Source organism: Rhodococcus sp. CX, from assembly GCF_015865005.1.
Lineage (GTDB): Bacteria > Actinomycetota > Actinomycetes > Mycobacteriales > Mycobacteriaceae > Rhodococcus.
Window position 1 is genome coordinate 2,601 of record NZ_JADZGH010000020.1, and the last position, 21,152, is coordinate 23,752.

General features: G+C 69.6%; 24 protein-coding genes. 14 read left to right on the forward strand and 10 right to left on the reverse strand.

The features are described from left to right. Together I0Q12_RS01515 and I0Q12_RS01520 are read left to right on the forward strand one after the other, a co-directional pair. Positions 1-461 (forward strand): AAA family ATPase (locus I0Q12_RS01515; protein ID WP_197250275.1); only part of this gene is annotated, 461 nt, incomplete at its 5' end. Continuing rightward, positions 461-1,642 carry a hypothetical protein gene (locus I0Q12_RS01520; protein ID WP_197250276.1) on the forward strand — a complete coding sequence of 394 codons (1,182 nt, stop codon included), beginning with the start codon at positions 461-463 and terminating at the stop codon, positions 1,640-1,642. The genes I0Q12_RS01515 and I0Q12_RS01520, both read left to right, overlap by 1 nt. 41 nt (positions 1,643-1,683) lie before the next feature. Here I0Q12_RS01520 and I0Q12_RS01525 read toward each other — a convergent pair whose 3' ends face one another. Further along, positions 1,684-2,142 (reverse strand): NUDIX domain-containing protein, encoded by a 459-nt coding sequence (locus I0Q12_RS01525; protein ID WP_197250277.1) that lies wholly within the window; start codon positions 2,140-2,142, stop codon positions 1,684-1,686. A 236-nt stretch (positions 2,143-2,378) separates the two neighbouring features. On the opposite strand from I0Q12_RS01525, the gene I0Q12_RS01530 reads away from it, so the two are divergent. From I0Q12_RS01530 to mnhG, 6 genes are read left to right on the forward strand one after another with little or no spacing between them, the layout of a single operon-like run. Next, positions 2,379-5,216, forward strand: a complete 2,838-nt coding sequence (locus I0Q12_RS01530) for a Na+/H+ antiporter subunit A (protein ID WP_197250278.1) — start codon at positions 2,379-2,381, stop codon at positions 5,214-5,216. Next, positions 5,213-5,884, forward strand: a complete 672-nt coding sequence (locus I0Q12_RS01535; protein WP_197250279.1) for a Na(+)/H(+) antiporter subunit C — start codon at positions 5,213-5,215, stop codon at positions 5,882-5,884. Before I0Q12_RS01530 ends, I0Q12_RS01535 begins: the two co-directional genes overlap by 4 nt. Then, positions 5,881-7,467, forward strand: coding sequence for a Na+/H+ antiporter subunit D (locus I0Q12_RS01540; protein WP_197250280.1), 1,587 nt, complete (start codon positions 5,881-5,883; stop codon positions 7,465-7,467). Before I0Q12_RS01535 ends, I0Q12_RS01540 begins: the two co-directional genes overlap by 4 nt. A 2-nt stretch (positions 7,468-7,469) precedes the next feature. Further along, on the forward strand, positions 7,470-8,018 hold the full coding sequence (locus I0Q12_RS01545; RefSeq protein ID WP_197250348.1) for a Na+/H+ antiporter subunit E: 549 nt from the start codon (positions 7,470-7,472) through the stop codon (positions 8,016-8,018). Beyond that, positions 8,015-8,275, forward strand: coding sequence for a monovalent cation/H+ antiporter complex subunit F (locus tag I0Q12_RS01550; RefSeq protein ID WP_197250281.1), 261 nt, complete (start codon positions 8,015-8,017; stop codon positions 8,273-8,275). Before I0Q12_RS01545 ends, I0Q12_RS01550 begins: the two co-directional genes overlap by 4 nt. Further along, positions 8,272-8,610 carry a monovalent cation/H(+) antiporter subunit G gene (gene mnhG / locus I0Q12_RS01555; protein ID WP_197250282.1) on the forward strand — a complete coding sequence of 113 codons (339 nt, stop codon included), beginning with the start codon at positions 8,272-8,274 and terminating at the stop codon, positions 8,608-8,610. The genes I0Q12_RS01550 and mnhG overlap by 4 nt, the downstream gene beginning before the upstream one ends. On the opposite strand, the gene I0Q12_RS01560 is transcribed toward mnhG, so the two are convergent. From I0Q12_RS01560 to I0Q12_RS01580, 5 genes are all read right to left on the reverse strand, one after another. Beyond that, entirely contained in the window at positions 8,541-9,878 is a 1,338-nt protein-coding gene (locus I0Q12_RS01560) for a DUF5933 domain-containing protein (protein ID WP_374068508.1), read from the reverse strand. The two genes, mnhG and I0Q12_RS01560, sit on opposite strands and share 70 nt — an antisense overlap. A 49-nt stretch (positions 9,879-9,927) precedes the next feature. Continuing rightward, positions 9,928-11,049, reverse strand: coding sequence for a glutamate--cysteine ligase (locus I0Q12_RS01565; protein WP_197250283.1), 1,122 nt, complete (start codon positions 11,047-11,049; stop codon positions 9,928-9,930). A 93-nt stretch (positions 11,050-11,142) separates the two neighbouring features. Then, entirely contained in the window at positions 11,143-11,775 is a 633-nt protein-coding gene (locus I0Q12_RS01570; protein ID WP_197250284.1) for a superoxide dismutase family protein, read from the reverse strand. A 59-nt stretch (positions 11,776-11,834) separates the two neighbouring features. Then, a complete protein-coding gene (locus tag I0Q12_RS01575; protein ID WP_197250285.1) occupies positions 11,835-12,425 on the reverse strand; it encodes a LytR C-terminal domain-containing protein in 591 nt (196 codons plus the stop codon). A 27-nt stretch (positions 12,426-12,452) separates the two neighbouring features. Then, on the reverse strand, positions 12,453-12,818 hold the full coding sequence (locus I0Q12_RS01580) for a DUF3263 domain-containing protein (protein WP_197250286.1): 366 nt from the start codon (positions 12,816-12,818) through the stop codon (positions 12,453-12,455). 127 nt (positions 12,819-12,945) lie between these two features. Here I0Q12_RS01580 and I0Q12_RS01585 point away from each other — a divergent pair, with 127 nt between their 5' ends. The 3 genes from I0Q12_RS01585 (at position 12,946) to I0Q12_RS01595 (ending at position 15,381) form a co-directional block, all read left to right on the forward strand. Next, a complete protein-coding gene (locus I0Q12_RS01585; RefSeq protein ID WP_197250287.1) occupies positions 12,946-13,542 on the forward strand; it encodes a peptide deformylase in 597 nt (198 codons plus the stop codon). A 138-nt stretch (positions 13,543-13,680) separates the two neighbouring features. After that, entirely contained in the window at positions 13,681-14,568 is an 888-nt protein-coding gene (locus tag I0Q12_RS01590) for a GNAT family N-acetyltransferase (protein ID WP_231609829.1), read from the forward strand. Between the two features lie 9 nt (positions 14,569-14,577). Then, the gene (locus I0Q12_RS01595) at positions 14,578-15,381 is read left to right on the forward strand and encodes an exodeoxyribonuclease III (protein WP_197250289.1); all 804 of its coding nucleotides are present in this window, start codon (positions 14,578-14,580) and stop codon (positions 15,379-15,381) included. Positions 15,382-15,414: 33 nt separating this feature from the next. On the opposite strand, the gene I0Q12_RS01600 is transcribed toward I0Q12_RS01595, so the two are convergent. Continuing rightward, entirely contained in the window at positions 15,415-15,765 is a 351-nt protein-coding gene (locus I0Q12_RS01600; RefSeq protein WP_197250290.1) for a GNAT family N-acetyltransferase, read from the reverse strand. Between the two features lie 256 nt (positions 15,766-16,021). Between I0Q12_RS01600 and thiD the strand changes: the two genes are divergently transcribed. Beyond that, entirely contained in the window at positions 16,022-16,864 is an 843-nt protein-coding gene (gene thiD / locus I0Q12_RS01605) for a bifunctional hydroxymethylpyrimidine kinase/phosphomethylpyrimidine kinase (protein ID WP_197250291.1), read from the forward strand. 4 nt (positions 16,865-16,868) lie between these two features. Here thiD and I0Q12_RS01610 read toward each other — a convergent pair whose 3' ends face one another. Further along, entirely contained in the window at positions 16,869-18,338 is a 1,470-nt protein-coding gene (locus I0Q12_RS01610; RefSeq protein ID WP_197250292.1) for a M28 family metallopeptidase, read from the reverse strand. Between the two features lie 86 nt (positions 18,339-18,424). Between I0Q12_RS01610 and I0Q12_RS01615 the strand changes: the two genes are divergently transcribed. Together I0Q12_RS01615 and I0Q12_RS01620 are read left to right on the forward strand one after the other, a co-directional pair. Continuing rightward, positions 18,425-19,060, forward strand: coding sequence for a helix-turn-helix domain-containing protein (locus I0Q12_RS01615; RefSeq protein ID WP_197250293.1), 636 nt, complete (start codon positions 18,425-18,427; stop codon positions 19,058-19,060). Beyond that, positions 19,057-19,719, forward strand: a complete 663-nt coding sequence (locus tag I0Q12_RS01620; protein ID WP_197250294.1) for an enoyl-CoA hydratase-related protein — start codon at positions 19,057-19,059, stop codon at positions 19,717-19,719. Before I0Q12_RS01615 ends, I0Q12_RS01620 begins: the two co-directional genes overlap by 4 nt. A 54-nt stretch (positions 19,720-19,773) precedes the next feature. Here the strand turns inward: I0Q12_RS01620 and I0Q12_RS01625 are convergent, their stop codons facing one another. Continuing rightward, positions 19,774-20,550, reverse strand: coding sequence for an ABC transporter permease (locus tag I0Q12_RS01625; protein ID WP_231609815.1), 777 nt, complete (start codon positions 20,548-20,550; stop codon positions 19,774-19,776). Next, the coding region (locus I0Q12_RS01630) for an AAA family ATPase (protein ID WP_197250295.1) at positions 20,550-21,152 on the reverse strand (603 nt) is incomplete at its 5' end. The genes I0Q12_RS01625 and I0Q12_RS01630, both read right to left, overlap by 1 nt.

Consider the following 21,152-nt stretch of genomic DNA (forward strand, 5'->3'; position numbering starts at 1 on the left):
GGCGCGGTCAGAGTTCGGATTCGGGGGTGGGCGATCGGGTGGTCGCGGCCCTGCTCACCGAACTCGACGGCGTCGAACCGCTGCGTGACGTCGTGGTGCTCGGTGCGACGAACCGACCCGATCTCATCGATCCGGCGCTGCTGCGGCCCGGTCGGCTGGAACGCCTCGTGTTCGTGCCGCCGCCGGACGCCGAGGCCCGCGTCGACATCCTGAAGACGGCGGGCAAGTCCGTCCCGCTCGCCGACGACGTCGATCTCGAGGCGCTCGCCGAGGACCTGGACGGTTACTCGGCCGCGGACTGCGCGGCACTGCTGCGGGAGGCCGCGCTCGCCGCGATGCGCAGAAACGTCGACGCTGCGGTCGTCACCGCCGAGGATGTCGCGACCGCGCGTACCGCGGTGCGGCCGTCGCTGGATCCCGCGCAGGTCGAGCACCTGCGCGCGTACGCGGAGAACCGCTGATGGCCACGCTCACCGCGGCCCGCGTCGACGCCCCGCTCGCGGCACTGGCAGGCCTGTGCGCCACGGCTCTCGCCGGGGTCGTCCTGATCGTCGACGGTGCCGTGACGGTCGCGCCCGTCCACCACGACAGCACCCCGATCGTCGCGGCGGTACTCGCGGTGGTCGCGGTGGCGGGTCTGCAGCATTCGGGGTCGCGGCGCACCGGGTGGGCGATCGCCACCGGCTGCGTGCTGGTGCTGGGCTCCATTCGCTACATCGCACCGTCCGACGCCGCCGCGGACACCCGATCCGCACTGCAGATCGTGGTCGCGGCGACCGCGGGCATCCTGCTCGGCGCGGCGGTCGCCGCGACCTGGGGGCGCGTCGGCGGGCAATGGGCGGTCGTCGCCGGTGGCTGGTCCGCGTTTCTCGCGGCGGCAGCGGCCGGGAACGGGCGACCGTTCGAGTCACTGCGCTGGACGGTGCCGCAGTGGCTGCTCGCGATCGCGCTGGTCACGGTCGTGGCCGCGGCGCTCGTCGCGCAGCCCGGCATGCGGGTGCAGCGGGCCGATCCGCGGATGTGGACGGTCGCGGTCGGTGCGGCGCTGGCTCTGTCCGTCGGATACCGCCTGCTCGCCGACCGGGTCGACGCCGAGGCTGCGTCGTCGACCGTGCGGATGTGGCTGTTCACCGGGGGCGCGCTGCTACTCCTGGTCATCGGCGCCGAGGTCGCGGCACGGTTCCTGCCGCCCGGCGACGGTGCCTTCCCGATGGCGGTCACGGGCGCGATCGTCACCGCCTACCCGCTCGTCGTCGCGCTCGGCGGGCCGGACGTGTCGGGATGGGCTCCGGCGGTCGCGATCGTCGCGGTTGTCCTCGGGCTGCGCGCGGCACCGCGCATGCCGCGGCCCGAGCTGGGTCTGGCGGTCGCGCTCGTGACGACCGCGGTCGCGGCGCTGTGGCCGGATCTCGCCGCCGACGGCTGGCCCCTGCTGGTGCGGGTGGCGCTGATCGCGGCGGGCACGGGCCTTGCGCTCGGGTCGGCGCTGCCGGGGTCGGCGCCCGTCGCCGCACTCGGGTTGTCGTTGCCGTTCGCGGCACTCCCCGTCGTCGGAGCGGTGTGGTCGATCCCGGCGGATCCTAAGCTGATCGTCGGCGCTCTGGTGGTGACCGGGGCGGTGTGCGCGTGGCAGGTGCGGTGAGCTGCATCGGGTGAGCTGCATCCAGGGGCAGCCCACTGGCCTCAGTCCACGAGGCCGAGCGAGTGCAGGTGCTCGAACACGAGCATCGAACCCGGCGCGACCTCCGGCTGGGCGGCGTATTCGGCGACGGTGAACCAGCCGAGCTCGGCGATCTCCCCGGCCGGATACGGATCGCCGATCCGATCGGCGATCCGTATCCGGCCGGGGAGATCGCCGATCGGATCGGCGCGGAAGCACGTCATGTGCAGTCGGGTGCCGGCCGGATGGCCGTACGCGACGGTCTCGAAGACCCCGACCTCGGTGACGTCGCGCAGTCCGACGCCGAGCTCCTCCCGGATCTCCCGGTGCAGCGCCTGCTCGGCGTTCTCGCCGGGTTCCAGCTTGCCGCCCGCCATGTAGAACACCGTCGCCCCGGCCGATCGGGTCTGCAACAACCGGCGGTCGCGGACGAGAGCGAGTGCGGCCGTGCGGATGAGGGGACGGTCGGATGCGGCAGGCATGCCCGGCACCCTACGGACCACCGCCGTGAGTGGCGGGCGGACCCTCCGGTTCGCAACGATGCGAAGTTTCCCGTTAGGATGTGAACCAATCCGATTTGCCCTTTTGGCGAACGGCATGCGGTTCGGGGCGTCCCTAGTTTCGGCGGTATGCCGCGCGCACAATGCGACCGTGTGCTTCCGCGCACACTCGCATTTCCGGTTACACGCCGCCAGGCCCGACCCCGACGGAGTGCCTTTTGCTCGCCATACTCTTCGCCCACGCGGTGGCCGCACTACTTGCGCCGCCCCTGGTCAGAGTCATGGGGAGAAACGCCTTCATACCGTTGTCCCTGGTTCCGCTCGCCGGTCTCGGCTGGGTGATCGCGAACTGGGGGACCGAACAAACCCTGCACATCACCTGGGCCACGACGGTGTCGATGAACATCGACATGCGGTTCGACGCGCTCGCCTCGATCATGTCGGTGTTGGTCCTGGGTATCGGCGCGCTGATCCTGCTGTACTGCGCCCGCTACTTCACCGACGACGAACCCCGCCTCGGGATCTTCGCCGCCGAAATGGTGGCCTTCGCCGGCGCCATGTTCGGGCTCGTCACCAGCGACAACATGCTGGTCCTCTACACCTTCTGGGAACTGACCACGGTCCTGTCGTTCCTGCTCGTCGGGCACTACGCGGAACGCGCGTCGAGCCGGCGCGCAGCGACGCAGGCCCTGCTGGTGACGACCGCGGGTGGTCTCGCGATGCTCGTCGGCATCATCATCCTCGGGCAGCTGGCCGGCAGCTACAACCTGTCCGCGGTGATCGAGGCCGCCCCGCACGGCTGGCTCGCCGGGGTCGGTCTGGTGCTGGTTCTCATCGGTGCGCTGTCGAAGTCCGCGGTCGTCCCGCTGCACTTCTGGCTGCCCGGAGCGATGGCCGCACCGACACCGGTGTCCGGCTATCTGCACGCCGCGGCAATGGTCAAAGCCGGTATCTACCTCGTCGCGCGTCTCGCGCCGGCGTTCGCCGATGCGGCGCCGTGGCGACCGATCGTCATCACGCTGGGGCTGGCGTCGATGTTGCTGGCCGGGTGGCGTGCGTTCCGCGCGTTCGACCTGAAGCTTATCCTCGCTTTCGGCACCGTCAGCCAGCTCGGGTTCCTCACGATGCTCGTCGGGGTCGGTACCCGCGAGGCCGCGCTGGCCGGCATGACGATGGTCGTCGCCCACGCGATGTTCAAGGCGTGCCTGTTCATGGTGGTCGGGATCATCGACCATTCGACCGGCACCCGCGACATTCGCAAGCTTGCGCATCTGGGCAAGCGGACCCCGTTCCTGGCGATCGTGGCGATCCTCGCCGCGATGAGCATGGCCGGACTACCGCCGTTCCTCGGCTTCGTCGGCAAGGAAACCGCATTCGAATCGGTGCTGGTCGCGGACGTGTTGCCGCAGTGGGCGCGGATCGCGACGACCACCACGATGGTGGTCGGCTCGATCCTGACGCTGGCCTACAGCATCCGGTTCATCTGGGGCGCGTTCGGCCGGAAGCAACTCAAGCGTCCGAGCCCCGCCGTCCAGAGGTTCCACGCCCCGGGCCCGCTGCTGCTGTCGGCGCCGTCCGTGCTGGCGGTCGGAGGTCTGGCCGGCGGACTCGCCGCGCCGTGGATCGACTCGCTGCTCAGCCCGTACGCCGACACCCTTCCGGCGAGCCTCGCCTACCCGTATCACCTGGCCCTGTGGCACGGACTCAATCTGCCGCTGGGTCTGACCGGCATCGTCGTCGTCGGCGGTGTCGCGATGTACCTGGCTCAGCGCACAATCTCGCGGCTGCGGTTCGAGCATCCACCGCTCGGCAACGCCGACCGCATCTACGACGCGACGCTGCGCGGCATGGACACCCTGTCGATGCGACTCACCGGTGTCACCCAGCGCGGTTCGCTGCCGTTGACGCAAGCGACGATCCTCGTCACTCTCGTGGTCCTGCCCTCGTCCCTGCTGCTGCTGTTCGGACTCGACTCTGCCCCGGGCACCCGCCTGTGGGACACCCCGTGGCAGGTGCCGGTGGTGCTGATCATCGCGGCCGGTGCCCTGGCCGCGACCGTGCTGCGCAACCGCCTCGCCGGTGTCCTGGTGGTCGGCATGACCGGATACGGCCTCGGCGTCCTGTTCGCGCTGCAGGGCGCCCCGGATCTCGCGCTCACCCAGTTCCTGGTGGAGACCGTGACCCTCGTGGTGTTCGTGCTCGTGCTCCGCAAACTCCCCGCCGAGTCCGATCCGGGCGCGGACGTCGGCAAACGCCTGCCCCGGGCGCTCCTCGGCATCGCCGTCGGTGTGGCCGTCACCGCGATCGGCGCGTACGCCGTCGCAGCCCGCAGTGCCGAACCGGTCTCGCTGCTGCTTCCGGATGCGGCCTACAACATCGGCAACGGCAAGAACATCGTCAACGTGCTGCTCGTCGACATCCGCGCCTGGGACACGATGGGTGAGATCTCGGTGCTGCTGGTCGCCGCAACCGGTGTCGCGAGCCTGGTGTTCCGCACCCGCCGATTCGGGACCGCCCCGCGCGTCGCCGACGCACCCGCGGCCCAGGTCGACGCCGCGAACGCGAGCACCGAGACGACGTGGCTGCTCGGCGGCGACTTCATCGATCCGCGGCATCGCTCGCTGATCCTGGAGGTGACCACCCGGCTGGTGTTCCCGACGATGATGATGCTGTCGGTCTACTTCTTCTTCTCCGGGCACAACGCCCCCGGCGGCGGCTTCGCGGGTGGCTTGGTCGCCGGCTTGGCCCTGGTGCTGCGGTACCTCGCCGGTGGGCGGTACGAGCTCGGTGAAGCCGTACCCGTCGACGCCGGCAAGATCCTGGGTCTGGGCCTGACGTTCTCGGCGGGTACCGCGCTCGCGTCGCTGTTCCTGGGTGCGCCCGCCCTGTCCTCCGCGACGATCGAGGTGACGTTGCCGCTGCTCGGACACATCAAGCTGGTCACCGCCATGTTCTTCGACCTCGGCGTGTATCTCATCGTGGTGGGCCTGATCCTCGACGTGCTGCGCAGCCTCGGTGCACGCCTCGACGCCGAGACGATCGGAGGTCCCCGATGAACAGCGCGAATCTGGCTCTCCTCGCGGCGGTCGGCATACTCACGGCCAGCGGCGTCTACATGCTGCTCGAACGCAGCATCATCAAGATGCTGCTCGGCCTGCTGCTGGTCGGCAACGGCATCAACCTGCTGATCCTGACGCTCGGCGGCCCCGCCGGCAGCGCACCGATCGTCGGCAACAACAACGACCTGCACGAGAGCATGGCCGACCCGCTGGCGCAGGCGATGATCCTCACCGCCATCGTCATCACGATGGGCGTCGCGGCGTTCGTGCTGGCCCTGACGTACCGGTCGTACACGATCCGGGCACGCGACGAAGTCGAGAACGACCCCGAGGACACCATGGTGTCGCAGCGCCGCACCCCCGCGGACGCGCCGTTCCGCGACCGGTCCGACGACCCGCTCACCGGCGAACCCAGCAAGAGTGGCGACGCCTTCGACGCCCAGGGAAATCCGATCCCCCTCGAGGCACTCACCAACATCGAGGACCTCGAAGCCTACGAGGACCTGCACGACGGCGACTTCGACGACCCGACCGACTCGGCGTATGCGGGCCAGTCGGCATACGCCGGCGAATCGACGCACGGCGGTGTCTCGGCGCACGGCGGTGTCTCGGCGCACGGCGAGGGCTCCGGCGATGCCGATCCCGGGAAGGGAGTCCGCCGATGACGTTGTCCGCGGCCGCATTGATCCCACTGCCCGTCCTCATCCCGCTGCTCGCCGCCGCGGCCACCCTGATCCTCGGCCGCCGGCCCCGCGCACAGCGGTACGTGACCGTCACGGCGCTGACCGCGTCGCTGCTCGTGACCGGACTGCTGCTGTACCTCGCCGACCGCGACGGCATCGCAGTGCTCCAGATCGGCGGCTGGGAAGCACCGATGGGAATCTCGCTGGTGGTGGACCGCCTGGCAGCGTTGATGCTGGTGGTCTCCGGCATCGTGCTGCTGGCTGTCATGCTGTTCGCCGTCGGTCAGGGCATCCACGACGGCAACGAACAACAACCGGTGTCGATCTTCCTGCCCACCTACCTCGCGCTGACGGCGGGCGTGAACATCGCGTTCCTCGCCGGCGACCTGTTCAACCTCTTCGTCGGTTTCGAGGTGTTGCTCGCCGCCTCGTTCGTGCTGCTGACGCTGGGGGCGAGCGCGGACCGTGTTCGTGCCGGCGTCTCGTACGTCATGGTGTCGATGGTGTCGTCGCTGATCTTCCTGGTCGGCATGGCCTTCGCGTACGCCGCGACAGGCACCCTGAACCTGGCGCACATGGCCCTGCGACTCGACGACGTGCCGTCCGGTACCCGCGCCGCGATCTTCGGGGTGCTGCTCGTCGCGTTCGGCATCAAGGCTGCGGTGTTCCCGCTGTCGGCGTGGCTGCCGGACTCCTACCCCACCGCGCCCGCCCCCGTCACCGCCGTGTTCGCGGGCCTGCTCACGAAGGTCGGTGTGTACGCCATCATCCGCGCCCACACGCTGCTGTTCCCCGGCGGTGAACTCGACAACGTGCTGCTGATCGCGGGTCTGCTGACGATGCTCATCGGCATCCTCGGTGCCATCGCACAGAACGACATCAAGCGTCTACTGTCGTTCACGCTCGTCAGTCACATCGGATACATGATCTTCGGCGTGGGGCTGTCGACGGAGATGGGCATGACCGGCGCGGTGTACTACGTGGCGCACCACATCCTCGTGCAGACCACCCTGTTCCTCGTGGTCGGTCTGATCGAGCGGCAGGCCGGTTCGGCGTCGCTGCGACGGCTCGGTGGCCTCGCCCTGGCCAGCCCCCTGCTGGCCGTCCTGTTCCTGATACCGGGCCTGAATCTCGGCGGCATCCCCCCGTTCTCCGGGTTCATCGGCAAGATCGCGTTGCTGCAGGCCGGCGCCGAGGACGGGTCGGCGCTGGCGTGGCTGCTGGTGGCGGGCGGCACCGTCACCAGCCTGCTGACGCTGTACGTCATCGCCCGCGTCTGGTCGAAGGCGTTCTGGCGGGCCCGCGCCGACGCCCCCGAAGGGGACCTCGCCGATGTCGCGCCGTCGGCGCTGATCGATGAATCCTCCGAGGACATCGCGTTCGACGAACGCGCCGACGTCGGAAAGATGCCGCTCGCGATGCTCGTCCCGACCGCCGGCCTGGTCGCGGTCGGGTTGGCGCTGACGGTGTTCGCCGGACCACTGCTCGACATCAGCGAACGGGCCGCCGCAAACCTGATGGACCGCTCCGTGTACATCGAGGCCGTACTGGGAGGCCCGCGATGACGATGAAACGATCGAACGTCCTGCGCCTGTTCGTGCTGGGCTGGATGACGCTCGTCTGGGTGCTGCTGTGGGGCAACTTCAGCGTGGCGAACGTGGTCGGCGGTGCCGTGATCGCGGTCGTCGTCTCGGTGGTGCTGCCGCTGCCGCGAGTGCCCGTCGAAGGTCGCGTGCACCTGGGATCGGCCGCCTACCTGGCGGTGGTGATCTTCGTCGAATCGATCCGGTCGACGATCGCGGTCGCGTGGCTCGCGATCCGGCCGTCCCCTCCCCCGGTGACGGGGGTGCTGCGCTGCCGGCTGACCATCAAGTCCGACTTGGTGCTCACGCTGTGGACGGACATCATGAACAACATTCCCGGCACCATGGTCCTCGAGATCGATCAGGCCCGCCGGATCATGTACGTGCACGTTCTGGACGTGAGCACCGACAAGGCGGTCGCCGACTTCTACCGCTCGGCGCGGCGCATCGAGCGGCTGCTCATCCACACGTTCGAGCGGGACGTCGACTGGCAGCCCAGCGCGTGGAAGAGTTCCTGGGAGGGAACGTCATGACGACGATACTGACCGTAAGCGGGGTTCTGCTGCTGATCTCCGCACTGCTGACCACCCTTCGGGTGCTGGCCGGCCCGACGTCCCTGGACCGCCTGGTGGCGGTGGACGCGATCCTCGCCATCGCGATGTGCGGACTGGCCCTGTGGGCCGTGTACACCCGGGACACGACGATCGCACCGGCGATCGTGGCGCTCGCGCTGGTCGGGTTCCTCGGTTCGGTCTCGGTCGCCCGCTTCCGGGTGCGTGACGACCGATGAACACAGCTCTCGAGCTCGTCGCCCACATCCTGATCCTCATCGGTTCGGTCATCTCACTGACCGCCGCGATCGGCATCCTCCGCTTCCGCGACACCCTCTCCCGCATGCACCCGGCGACGAAACCGCAGGTGATCGGGTTGTTGTTCGTGCTGGGCGGCGCGATGCTGATCCTGCGCGGCAACATCGACATCTGGATGCTGGCACTGGCCGGCATGTTCATGGTGCTCACCGCGCCGGTCATCGCACATCGCGTCGGCCGGGTCGCCTATCGCGAGCAGCTGGGCCGCGACGGACTGATCGATTCCGACGACGGGGTCTGGCCGAACGAGTCCTGAGCGCGGAACGTCGCACGGAAGGCGACGATCATCGCGACGAGTGAGGCGAGCAGCAACGGCCCGGCGATCAGTGCGTGCGCGGCCATGACGTCGGGCAGGTACCGGTAGGCGGCGAGTTGCGCGACGATGAGCAACGTGCCGCCGGCGACGAGCCGGATCCGGAACGATCCCCACCCGCGGTCCGGGTCGCGGAGCGCCGATTCGAGGGTCAGGCACAGCACCGCGCCGGTGACCAGGTCGACGCCGTAGTGGTAGCCGAAGCCGAGGGTCGCGGCGAGGGTGCACGCCAGCCAGGCCGCGCCCATCCATCGCAACCATCTCGGGCCGCTGCGCGAATGCAGGAACAGGGCCGTCGCCCACGCGGTATGCAGGCTGGGCATGCAGTTGCGGGGCGTTTCGTCGTCGAACGGGATCGGCGCGGGCAGCATGTTCAGCGGGGCCCACGTCGGCCAGGCGTCGGCGACCTGCCAGCCGCTGCCGCTGTCGCCGAACGCGAAAACCGGTCCGACCACGGGGAACAGCACATAACACAGCGGCCCGATCAGACCGATCAGCAGGAACGTGCGCACGAGGTGGTGCGCCGGCCACGGGCGGCCGCCCCCGACGTTCCGCAATTGGTAGACGGCGACGACGATCGCGGCGACGGGCAGTTCGATGTACACCCAGTGCAGCACCGCGTAGGCGCCGCCACCGAGCTCGTTCAGGATCTGCCCGGCAAGCCACGACGGGTTGCCCAGCGCATGATCGGCGAGCTGGACGTATTCGTCGAGCACCTCGGGGCCGGCGAGCACGGTGAGTTCGAGCCACGCGTCCCCGATCTTCACCGACAGCACCAGCAGCATCCCGAGCCCGATCCCGCGCAGCGCACCGCGCCGGGTCTCACCGCTCATCGTGGCCGCCGCGTAGAGCGCCAGCAGGGCGAGCACGATCGTCGGCCCGTTGCCGACGGTGATCGGCCCGTCCGTCAGGACTCGTACGGCGAGGAATGCCCCGTCGATCAGGACCGCGGCACCGATGGCCCGTCGGCGATCGCGCACGGTCAGCCCCACCATCGCCAGGACCAGGCCCGCCCACGGCACCGACGCGGACTTCGGAACTCCGACCACGTCACCGACCAGTCCCGGCAGCGGCCCGGGGAATCCGGCCTGCCGCGCCACGACCTCGGCGATCAGGATTCCGGCGACTGCACCGGTGAGCGCGAACGGCACGAACCAGTGGGCGCGGTGACCCGGTTTCCGTTCGCCGGGTGGGGTTTCCGTGATCGACACTCGGAGAATGGTAAAGGTGAGACGAATGTGCTCCGAACCACGGTCTGCGTCACTGACGCAGCTCGTCCACGAGCAGATCGACGACCGCACAGAGATCGCCGCCGGTGGCCTCCGCGACACGGCGTTGCCGCTGGTAGGACGCGCCCTTGACGGGAATGTCGGCGACGCGCGCCAACTCGTCGGCGCAGCCCAGCCGCACCGCGGTCGGGGTCAGTTGTTCGAGCAGATCGTGCAGGTCGTCGGTGACGAGTCTCTCGTGGCAGACCGGGTCGAGGATCACCTCGGCCTCGAGCCCGTACCGTGCGGCCCGCCACTTGTTCTCCTTGACGTGCCACGGCTGGAGCGTCGGCAGTTCCTCGCCGCGTTCGAGGCATTCGTCGAAGTACACGACGAGGGAGTGCACCAGCGCCACCAGGGCGGCCAACTCGGCGCGGTTGGTGATGCCGTCGAACACGCGAACCTCGAGGGTCCCCCACTTCGGTGAGGGCCGGATGTCCCAGTGCATGCCGCCCGGCTTGCTGATGACCCCGGACTTGAGCTGGTCCTCGATGAACGACTCGTACTGGGCCCAGTTCGCGAAGTGGTAGGGCAGCCCCGCGGTGGGCAACTGCTGGAACATGAGCGCCCGGTTGCTCGCGTATCCGGTGTCGAGTCCGGCCCAGATCGGCGACGACGCGGACAACGCCAACAGGTGCGGGTACTTCACGAGCATCGCGTTGAGGATCGGGACGACCTTCTCCGCCGACGAGATACCGACGTGGACGTGCACACCCCAGATGAGCATCTGACGTCCCCACCAGCGGGTGCGGTCGATCATCTCGTCGTAGTCCGGCGTGCGGGTCACCACCTGGTCGGACCACTGGGCGAAGGGATGCGTGCCCGCGCACATCAGGTCGACCCCCAGCGGGTCCGCGGCGGTCCGGAGCAGATCGAGCGACTCGGACAGATCGTCGACGGCCTCGGCGACGGTGTCGTGCACGTCCGTCACCAGCTCGACGGTGTTGCGCAGGAACTCCTTCGTCAGCCGGGGAGTCTGCCCGGCTTCGGACTCGACCGCGTCGAAGACGACCGCAGCGGTGTTCGACAGATCCCGCGTCGACTTGTCGACCAGCGCGATCTCCCATTCCACACCGAGCGTGGGACGCGGCGAACCGGGAAACTCGACAGACACACTCAAATCCAACCACAGCGCCCCCGCGACCGAGAGCCGGTCGCGGGGGCGCTGTGAGGGGTTTTGCTGTGAATCCCGTTACGCGGAGGCCGATCAGCCGATCACGCCGCACGCGAGGCGCGCGCCGCCTGCGGTTTCCTCGTGCACGACGACGGACGTGCCCTCCGGACCCTGGAGATCGTCGATCGTGAAGGCCGTGGTGGTGACGGTGGCCGCGGCGGTGCCGTCCTCGGTGACGACGAACGCGCCGAGGTCGCCGCTCTCCGGAACGGCGGTGTGGCCGGGCGCCTGCAGGTGCCCACCGGCGGAGAGGAAGTTGCCGGGCTCGCCGCCGGTCGGGGCGGTGGAGTTGGGTTCGCACTTGCCGATGGCGTGCACGTGCACACCGCGGTAGCCGGCGGGAAGACCCTCGAGCTCGAGCGTCACCTCGACACCGTCGCCGTGGCCGGCGAACTCGACGGTGCCCGCATCCTCGCCGGTGGGGGTCTTCAGCGTCGCGGTCAGCGTCTCGGTCCCGGCGGCGGCCTCACCACTGGTGGCGGTTCCGTGGGTTTCGCCGTGGGCACCGGCTTCGGGTGCCGGCGAACCGGTCCACACCGGCGGGGTGGTGCCGACGACGTCGGACGGTTCCTGGCTGTTGCTGCAGGCGCTCAGGCCCACCGCGGCGATCGCGACGATCGGGGCGAGCGCACGCCAGGACATGCGACGGGTGGAACTCGAGGCCATCAAACCGCTCCTTCGGAATGCCGGAAAGTCACTCGATCATAACCGGGCCCGAATCGCCCTCATTGCGAGGTCACGATGACGATGACACCGGGCGAGGAGTCCGCGATTCCCTCGAAACGCGGCTGCGCGGTCACGCCGAGCGCTTCGGCGACGGCTTCGGCGGTCTCGCGTTCGCCGGCACCGGTTCCGTAGTACACGGAGGTCGTGGCGATCAGCCCGTCGCTGTAGTTGCCGGTCTCGCTGATGACGAACCCGTCGTCCTCGAGCAGGCTCGCGGTCTGCGCGGCGAGGCCCGCGATCTCACTGTTGTTGAACACCCGCACCGGGGTGGCCGACTGGGGCGCGAGCTCGATCAGCGACGACGCGCCCGTGGAGGCAGGCGTCGCGGTCGTCGCCCGCGCGGCGGTGGTCGTCGGAGCAGCGACGGTCGTGGTGGGGGCAGCAGCCGCCCTGGCCGGAGACACGGTGGTCGACGTCGCAGGGGCCGCGGCCGGTTCGGTCGCCGGCGGCGCCGCGCTCTCCGAGTCGGAACCGCCCAGGGACGCCAGGCCGATGCCTCCGAACAGGATCGCCAGCGAGATCAGCACCATCGCGAGTGCCCGCAGCGGTGGTCCCGAGGGCTCGGTGTTCGTACGCACGCCTTCGACCATAGTTGCCTCGTCGATGTCCGCCCGCCGTCAGCGGGTGATCTCGAAGCCCAGCCGCCGCGCGGCCCGGGCCTTCTGACGGCTCGCCCTCAGGCGGCGCAGCCGCTTGACCAGCATCGGATCCGCGGCGAGCGCTTCCGGCCGGTCCACCAGCGCATTGAGCACCTGGTAGTACCGGGTCGCGGACAGCCCGAACAGTTCCTTGATGGCTTCTTCCTTGGCGCCCGCGTACTTCCACCACTGGCGTTCGAACGCCAGGATGTCGTGCTCCCTGCGGGTCAGTCCGTGTTCCCCCACCTCGTTGGGGTTCGCGGGAGCTGGGACCTCGGCGGCGTCGCTGCTCTGCTGGGCATCGTCCACGGACCGGTTCACATTGTGCGCCGCTGCGCCGTCCATCTCACTCCTCGCCTGCCTCGAATCACACCGATTGCACCTGTGTGTTTCCGACGCCAATTGAACCACGGGCCGGCGACAGGTACCGGCTCGTCGATCAGGCGAGTCCGGCGCACTATTCTGTTCCTCCATGGCCATCCTTCCCATCGTGATCACCGGCGACCCGGTTCTGCACAACCCCACCGAGCCGGTGACCGAGTCGCCCGCCGAACTCGCCCAGCTGATCGCGGACATGTACGAGACGATGGACGCGGCCAACGGAGTCGGCCTCGCCGCGAACCAGGTCGGGGTGGCCAAGCGTCTGTTCGTCTACGACTGCCCGGACCGCGACGAGAACGGCAACGTCGTCCGCCGCCGCGGTGTGGTGGTCAATCCGGTCCTCGAGACCTCCGAGATCCCCGAGACCATGCCCGACCCGGACGAGGACCTCGAGGGCTGTCTGTCCGTTCCCGGCGAGAACTTCCCGACCGGTCGTGCCGAGTGGGCGAAGGTCACCGGCACCGACGCCGAGGGCAACCCGGTCGAGATCGAAGGCCGCGGCTTCTTCGCGCGCATGCTCCAGCACGAGGTCGGACACCTCGACGGCTTCCTGTACATCGACGTCCTGATCGGCCGCAACGCGCGCGCGGCGAAGAAGACGATCAAGCGTGCCGGCTGGGGTGTGCCGGGACTCACGTGGCTGCCGGGATCCGTGGAGGATCCGTTCGGCCACGACGACGAGGACTGACGCAGCGGCATGCCTTCCGATCCAGGCGAGCCTTCCGGTCCTGCCGGGCCTTCGGGGCCGGCGGTGCCGGCGGGCGCGATCCCGCTGGGCACCCGGGTCGTGCTGCGCTACCGCCTGCCCGCCGGCTACAGCCACCCGATGACCGATGTGATCGGCGAGCTCGTGGCCCTGGAACCCGCGGTCGTGGTGCGCACCGAGACGCGGCAGGTCGTGCAGGTCGCGCCGGACGCCGTGGTCGCGCTCAAGGCGCTGGCCGCGCGACCGATCCGGACCCGCGAGATCCGCGCGCTCGAGGTCGCGGCCGTCGCGGCCTGGCCCGGACTCGAAATGGAATGGGTGGACGGCTGGCTGCTACGCGCGGGGGCCGGATTCACCCGCCGGGCCAACTCGGCGATTCCGCTCGGTGATCCCGGTACCGTCGCCGACCCCGCCGACCCGGACGTCCGCGCACGGCTCGCCGACTGGTTCGCCGAGCGGGGGCTTCCGCTCCGTCTGCTGGTTCCCGATCGGCTCGCCCGGGTTCCCGAGGGCTGGTCGGTGAGCGAGGACGTGCAGGTCATGGCGGCAGATCTCGAGAACGTGCCGCTGCCGGAGGGGCCGACGCCGGTCGTCGTGACCGCCCGGACGGACCCGGAGTGGCTGTCGCGGTACCGCGGCGGGGCACTGCCCGACGAGGCTCAGGGCGTGCTCGGCGCGGTCGCGCGCGGTGTGCTCGGCTTCGGCCGCATCGGGGCGCCCGGCACCGAACCGGTCGCGATCGGCCGGGCCGCGGTGACCGACGCCTCCGACGGCCGGCGTTGGGTGGGGCTGACCGCGGTCGAGGTCGCCCCCGAGCACCGCCGGAACGGCCTGGGCACCCTGCTGTGCGGATCGCTGCTGCGCTGGGGCCGCGGACGCGGCGCGACGCACGCCTACGTGCAGGTCGCCGAGGACAACACCGCGGCGCGGGCGATGTACCGGGAGCTGGCGTTCGTCGATCACCACCGCTACCGGTACGGGACCGAGCCTGTCGGTCCGCTCGCCTAGAGTGTCGGTGTGCGTCTTGCTACCTGGAATGTGAACTCCGTCCGTGCCCGGACCGACCGGATCGTCGACTGGTTGCAGCGAACCGAAACCGACGTGCTGGCCATGCAGGAAACCAAGTGCAAGGACGAGCAGTTCCCGTACGCGCGTTTCGAGGAACTCGGTTACCAGGTCGCGCACGTCGGGCTGAGTCAGTGGAACGGTGTCGCGATCGTCTCCCGCGTCGGACTCGACGACGTGCAGATCGGCTTCGACGACCAGCCCGGCTTCACGAAGGACCCCGAGGCCGCGCCCGCGCAGGAGGCACGCGCGATCGGCGCGACCTGCGGCGGTGTGCGGGTGTGGAGCCTGTACGTCCCGAACGGTCGCGAGCTGACCGATCCGCACTACACCTACAAGCTGGACTGGCTCGCGAAGCTGCGCGCCGACTCACAGGGCTGGCTCGCCGCGGACCCGCACACTCCGATCGCGCTCGTCGGCGACTGGAACATCGCGCCGACCGACGAGGACGTCTGGGATCCCGCCTTCTTCGAAGGCAAGACCCACACCTCCCAGCCGGAGCGCGACGCGTTCACCGCGTTCCTCGACAGCGGCTTCACCGACGTGGTGCGCCCGCACGCGCCCGGCCCGGGCATCTACACGTACTGGGACTACACGCAGCTGCGTTTCCCCAAGAAGCAGGGCATGCGGATCGACTTCGTCCTCGGTTCGCCGGCGCTCGCCGCGCGCGTCAGCGGTGCGGAGATCGACCGGAACGAACGCAAGGGCAAGGGCGCCAGCGATCACGCTCCCGTCGTGGTGGATCTGACGGACTGACCTTTCCTCTGCCGGCCACCCAGCCCCTACCGGTCACGCACGACGGCGCACCGGTTCGAGCGGCACGATCACGTCGCGGTATTCGGGGTTGGTTCCGAGGAATCGCTGCACGTACGTGCAGACCGGGCGGACCTTCCAGCCGCGACGGCGGGCGATGTCCAGCGACCGTCCGACGAGGATGCCCGCGAGTCCCTGATGACCGAAGTCCTCGACGATCACGGTGTGCAGGAAGTCGACGACAGGATGGTTCTGCCCCGGAACACCCGACGGGCGGGCGGCGTCGAAGTAGCCGAGGATGCCCACGAGATCGCCGTTGAGCCGGAGTTCGAAGCGGTTCTGATCCGCATTGTCGGACACCTCGGCATGCGGCAAGTTGGTGACCATGAACCCTCCGTCGTACCTGGAACAAATGTGACGCACGCCACTATAGAGCACGACATGCCGTCTGTAGGTAACCCCTCCCGGATTTCTCACCCACCTCGATCCGGAAGGTCCGGTTACATGATGCTCCACATCGAGCGGCCGCCGGGATAGGCCGAACGACCCTCGCAACCAGGACATTCGCCGGAATCGGGCCGCTCTCACCGGTACGCACCCTCGCGGTCCGGCAGTGCTCGAGGACCCCGGTAGGCTCACGCGCGTGAAGTTGCTGCCGTTGGCCCCGCGCGGCCAGACCCCGATCCGGGCCCTCACCATCGCCGGCACCGATTCCGGCGGAGGCGCGGGGATCCAGGCCGACTCCCGCACGATGGCGATGTGCGGCGTCCACGCCTGCGTCGCGGTGGCGGCGGTGACGGTCCAGAACTCGCTGGGCGTCAGCGGCTTCCACGAAATCCCCCCCGAGACCGTGGCCGCGCAGGTGCGCTGCGTCGTCGACGACATCGGTGTGACGGCGGCGAAGACCGGGATGCTGGCGTCGACCGCGATCATCGAGGCGGTCGCGCAGGTGTGCACGGAGGTCGGCATCGGGCACGGACGGCAGATTCCGCTCGTGGTGGATCCGGTGTGCGCGTCGATGCACGGCGACCCGCTGTTGCACGCCGAGGCCCTCGACGCGGTGCGCACCGTGCTCGTCCCCCAGGCCACCGTCGTGACACCGAATCTGGACGAGATCCGGCTCATCACGGGCATCGAGGTCGTCGACGATCCCACCGCGCGACGAGCCGCCGAAGCCCTGCACGCGCTCGGCGCCCAGTGGGCAATCGTCAAGGGCGGACACCTGCGGACCTCACCGGACAGCACCGATCTGCTGTTCGACGGCGACCGCTTCCTCGAGTTCACCAGCCCGCGCATCGACACGGGCAACGATCACGGCGGCGGCGACACCCTCGCCGCGGCGATCGCGTCGGCACTCGCGCACGGCTGGTCGGTGCCGGATGCGGTCGCGTTCGCGAAGGAGTGGGTGACCAAGTGCCTCGAGTGGTCGTACGACCTCGGCGGCGGGCACGGACCGGTCAATCCGCTGTGGCGACTACAGGCCTGATCGGTCAGTTGCCGGATCGCTCCTGATCCCGCGCGTCCCCGGTCGGCACGCCGTCGAGCGACTGCGCGTAGATACCGACGCCGTAGCCGACCGACGCCGCCGTGACCGCGTACGCGTCGCGGTCGATGTTGGCGAGGGTGTCCTCCGGCGAGTGGTAGTTCGGGTCGAACGGCGTGTCGGCCTCACCACCCCACTTGCCCGCCTGGTCCGGCGACTTGCGTTCGTCGGCGCCGCTGAACACACCACCGGCCGGGATCCCGGCTTCGACGAACGGGCCGTAGTCCGACCGGCCGTCGAAGTCGGTGCCGTCGGCGGCGACGCCGCGGGACTCGAAGAACGACCGGAAGGTCTGCTCGATGCCGGCCGAGCCCTCCGGGCCCGGACCCGACCCCACGGCATCCGAGTCGTCGCCGTCGTAGACGAGATATCCGGGATTCGGGGAGCCCAGCATGTCGAAGTTGAGATACAGCGCGATCGCGTTGCGCTCGTCGTCGGACAGGGATTCGACGTACCGCGTCGAGCCCACGAGACCGATCTCCTCGGCGCCCCAGAACGCGAACCGCACCGCGTTGGCGACGTTCGGGTCGGGGCCGAGTTGCAGCGCGGTCTCGAGCACCGCGGCGACACCGCTGCCGTTGTCGTTGATGCCGGGGCCTTCCGGGACGCTGTCGAGGTGCGCGCCGACGACGACCACGTTGTCGGTGTCGCCGGTTGCGGTCTGCGCGATCACGTTCCGCGAGCGGATGTCCTCGATGACGGTGTCGACGATCAGCGTCGCGCTCGTACCCGTAGCCAGTGCGGCACCGTCGTCGCCGCTGACACCGGCCGCGGGTATGAACCGGTCGCCGTCCTCCCCGAGGGTGCCGCCGGCGAGCGGTCCGGGTTCGTTGTTGACGACGAGGAGCGCCGCGGCCCCGCGCTCGGCGGCGGCCTTCTGCTTGTCCGAGAACGGGCACACACCCCGGTCGACGACGGCGATCGCCCCGGCGACGTCGAGGTTGTCGTAATCGGTGGCCTCACAGCCCGGGGTGTCGTCGGCGGGAACCCGCACGAGGCGGGCGGTGATCCCATCCGGACCGGTCGACGGCGACATCGCGAGGACCCGCAGTTCGACGGGTGCGCCGTCCACGGTCAGCGACGCGTTCTCGACGTCGAACGAGGTGACGTCGAATTCCGGTGTCTGCACGTCGAACCCGGCGTCGCGGAGCTTTCCGGCCACATAGTCGACGCTGGCGTCGTAGCCGGGGGTCCCCAGGGCCCGGTTGCCGTCGTTCTCGGTGGCGATGCGTTCGAGTTCCTGCAGGTGCCCGAGGACCGCGTCGAGCTCGACCGCCTCGGCGAGTGCCGGTCCGTCGAGCGGCGGCGCGGGCGGCGCGGGCGGAGCGGATGCGTTCGAGCAGGCGCCGGCCCCCAGCGCCGCGGCGACGATCACGATCCCGGTCAGATTCCTCGCGTTCGCCACGGTCCACCCCATCCGGCGAGGATACCCACACGACCTTCTCCGACCCGGTGGACGACACCGTACCGATAACAGAGCACTTGCTCTGTTATGGTGTGCGCATGGCCCGCACCCGCACCTACGACCTCGACGGCCTGCTCGACGCCGCCGAGCGCATCGCGGCCGAATCCGGTGCCGCGGCCGTCACACTCAGGGCCCTGACCGACGCCACCGGCATGTCGAACGGCGCGATCTATCACGCCTTCGGGTCACGTCTCGGCGTCGTCGGGCAGGCCTGGCTGCGCGCCGGGCGCCGCTTCCTCGACGTCCAGCGCGAGGCCGTCGACGCCGCCCTGGCCGACCGCGACGCCGACGCCCCGGCGGTCGAGGCCGTCGTCGCCGCCGCCGACGCACCCGCCGTCTTCGCCGAACGCCACCCGACGTCGGCGCGGCTGGTGCTGACCGTGCGCCGCCCCGACCTGCTCGGAGCCTCACTGCCCGAGGACCTGGCCCGCGACCTGTTCCGCCTCGACCACGAACTCGGCGAACTGATGGCGGAACTGGCCACGGCCCTGTGGAATCGGCGCGACGGCGCCGCCGTCGACGTCGTGCACTCCTGCATCGTCGCCCTGCCCACCGGACTTTTGTTGCACACCAACAGATATCGCGATCCGGTTGCTCGTCGCCGACTCGCCGCCGCGGTCCGCGCGGTGCTGGCACTCGGCCCCGAAACCCACACCCCGAAAGGCAGACCATGACCGTCACCACGACCCGCCACGACACCGTCACCGTCCTGAACCTCGGCGACGACGAGAACCGCTTCTCCCCCGACTGGCTCGACCGCGTCGATGCCGCACTCGACGAGATCGAAGCCGGTGAACCAACCGCGCTGGTGACCGTCGCGAACGGAAAGTTCTACTCCAACGGCCTGGACCTGGAATGGCTCTCGGCGAACGGCGAGAAGGCCCAGTGGTACGTCGACCGGGTGCACGGACTGTTCGCGCGTGTCCTCACCCTGCCGGTGCCGACGATCGCGGCGATCAACGGGCACGCGTTCGGTGCCGGCGCGATGCTCGCGCTGGCCCACGACTTCCGGGTGATGCGCACCGACCGCGGCTTCTTCTGCCTGCCCGAGGTCGACATCCGGATCCCGTTCACGCCCGGGATGGCCGCGCTGGTCCAGGCCAAGACCACCCCGCGCACCGCGACCGCAGCGATGACCACCGGACGACGATTCGGCGGACCCGACGCGCTCGCCGCCGGCATCGTCGACGCCACCGCCGAGGAATCCGCCCTGGTTACCTCGGCCGTGGGCACGGTCGCGCCGCTGGTCGGAAAGGACCCCGGCACGCTCGGAGCCATCAAGTCGACGATGTACGCGTCGACGATCGCGGCCCTCACGACCCCGCAGTCGTAGCCGTCGGAACGGATCCGCTCGGACCCCGGGCCACCGGGGTCCGAGCGAACCGCATCAGGCGTCGCGCCGGTTCACCACCGCCACGGCGGCGCCGAACACCACCAGCACGAACACCGCGAAGTACAGGAGCGCACCCCACGGGCCCCAATGGAAATCGATGCCCTGGTCGGTGCCCAGGAAGTAGTTGATGTTCGCGAACGGCAGGAACGGCTGCACGTTCCGGCCGAACGACCCGAACAGCCCGAACAGCGATTCGATGAGCATCGGCCACAGCAGCAGGATCGCGATGGTGCCGGCGGACTGACGCAGCAGGGCGCCCACCCCCACCGCCAGGATGGACGCGAGCAGCGCGAACAGCGCGGTGCCGTAGATCGTCCGCCACTTCGCCCCCTCGAGCACGAGGTCCCGTCCGGCCTCCGACCCGGCGAGCGCCTTCGTCAGATAGACCGCGGCCAACGCCAGCACCCCGGTCAGGACCGCGCCGAGCACACCGATCAGCAGTGCCTTGACGGCGAGGACGACCGTGCGGTTCGGCAGAGCCTGGAACGTGGAGCGGATCACGCCGAACCGGTATTCGCTGGTCACCGACAGCGCCGCCAGGATCATCAACACCAGCACACCGAAACCGGTCACACCGCTGACGGCGACGTCGACGGTGGGATAGAAGCGGACCGTTTCGTCGTCCGAGGACATCGACGCCTTCGCCGCCGCACCGAGGATCGCGGCCAGGCCCAGACCGAGCGCGACGATCACCACGGTGCACCAGAACGGCGACTGCACCGACGTCAGCTTGATACGTTCGGCTCGCAACGTGTCGATCGCCACGCTCATCACAGGCCACCCTTCATCACGGAATCGGCGCCGGTGCCGTGGAACTGCACGTCGCCACCGGTCATCTTCATGAACGCCTCTTCCAGCGAGGCCTGCTGTCCGGCGAGTTCGTGCAGCACCACCGACCGGGCGGCGGCGAGCTCTCCGACCTCCGCCGCGGTCGCGCCGGTGACCACGAGCGCACCGTCGTCGTCGTGGACGGCGTGCCCGCGCTCGACGAGCGCGGCCCGCAGGACGTCGAGTTGGGGGCTGCGCACCCGCACCACCGCTTCGGAGGCCTGCGCGACGAATGCGTCGACGGAGGTGTCGGCGATGAGCCGGCCCCGCCCGATCACCAGCAGGTGGTCGGCGGTCTGCGCCATCTCCGACAGCAGGTGACTCGACACCAGAACGGTCCGGCCCTCGGCTGCGAGTGCCTGCATGAACCGCCTGATCCACACGATCCCCTCGGGATCGAGCCCGTTGACCGGCTCGTCGAACAACAGCACCTGCGGATCGCCGAGCAGGGCCCCGGCCAGACCGAGACGCTGTGACATGCCGAGCGAGAACCCACCCGCGCGTTTGTTCGCGACCTCGGTCAGGCCCACCTGACGCAGCACTTC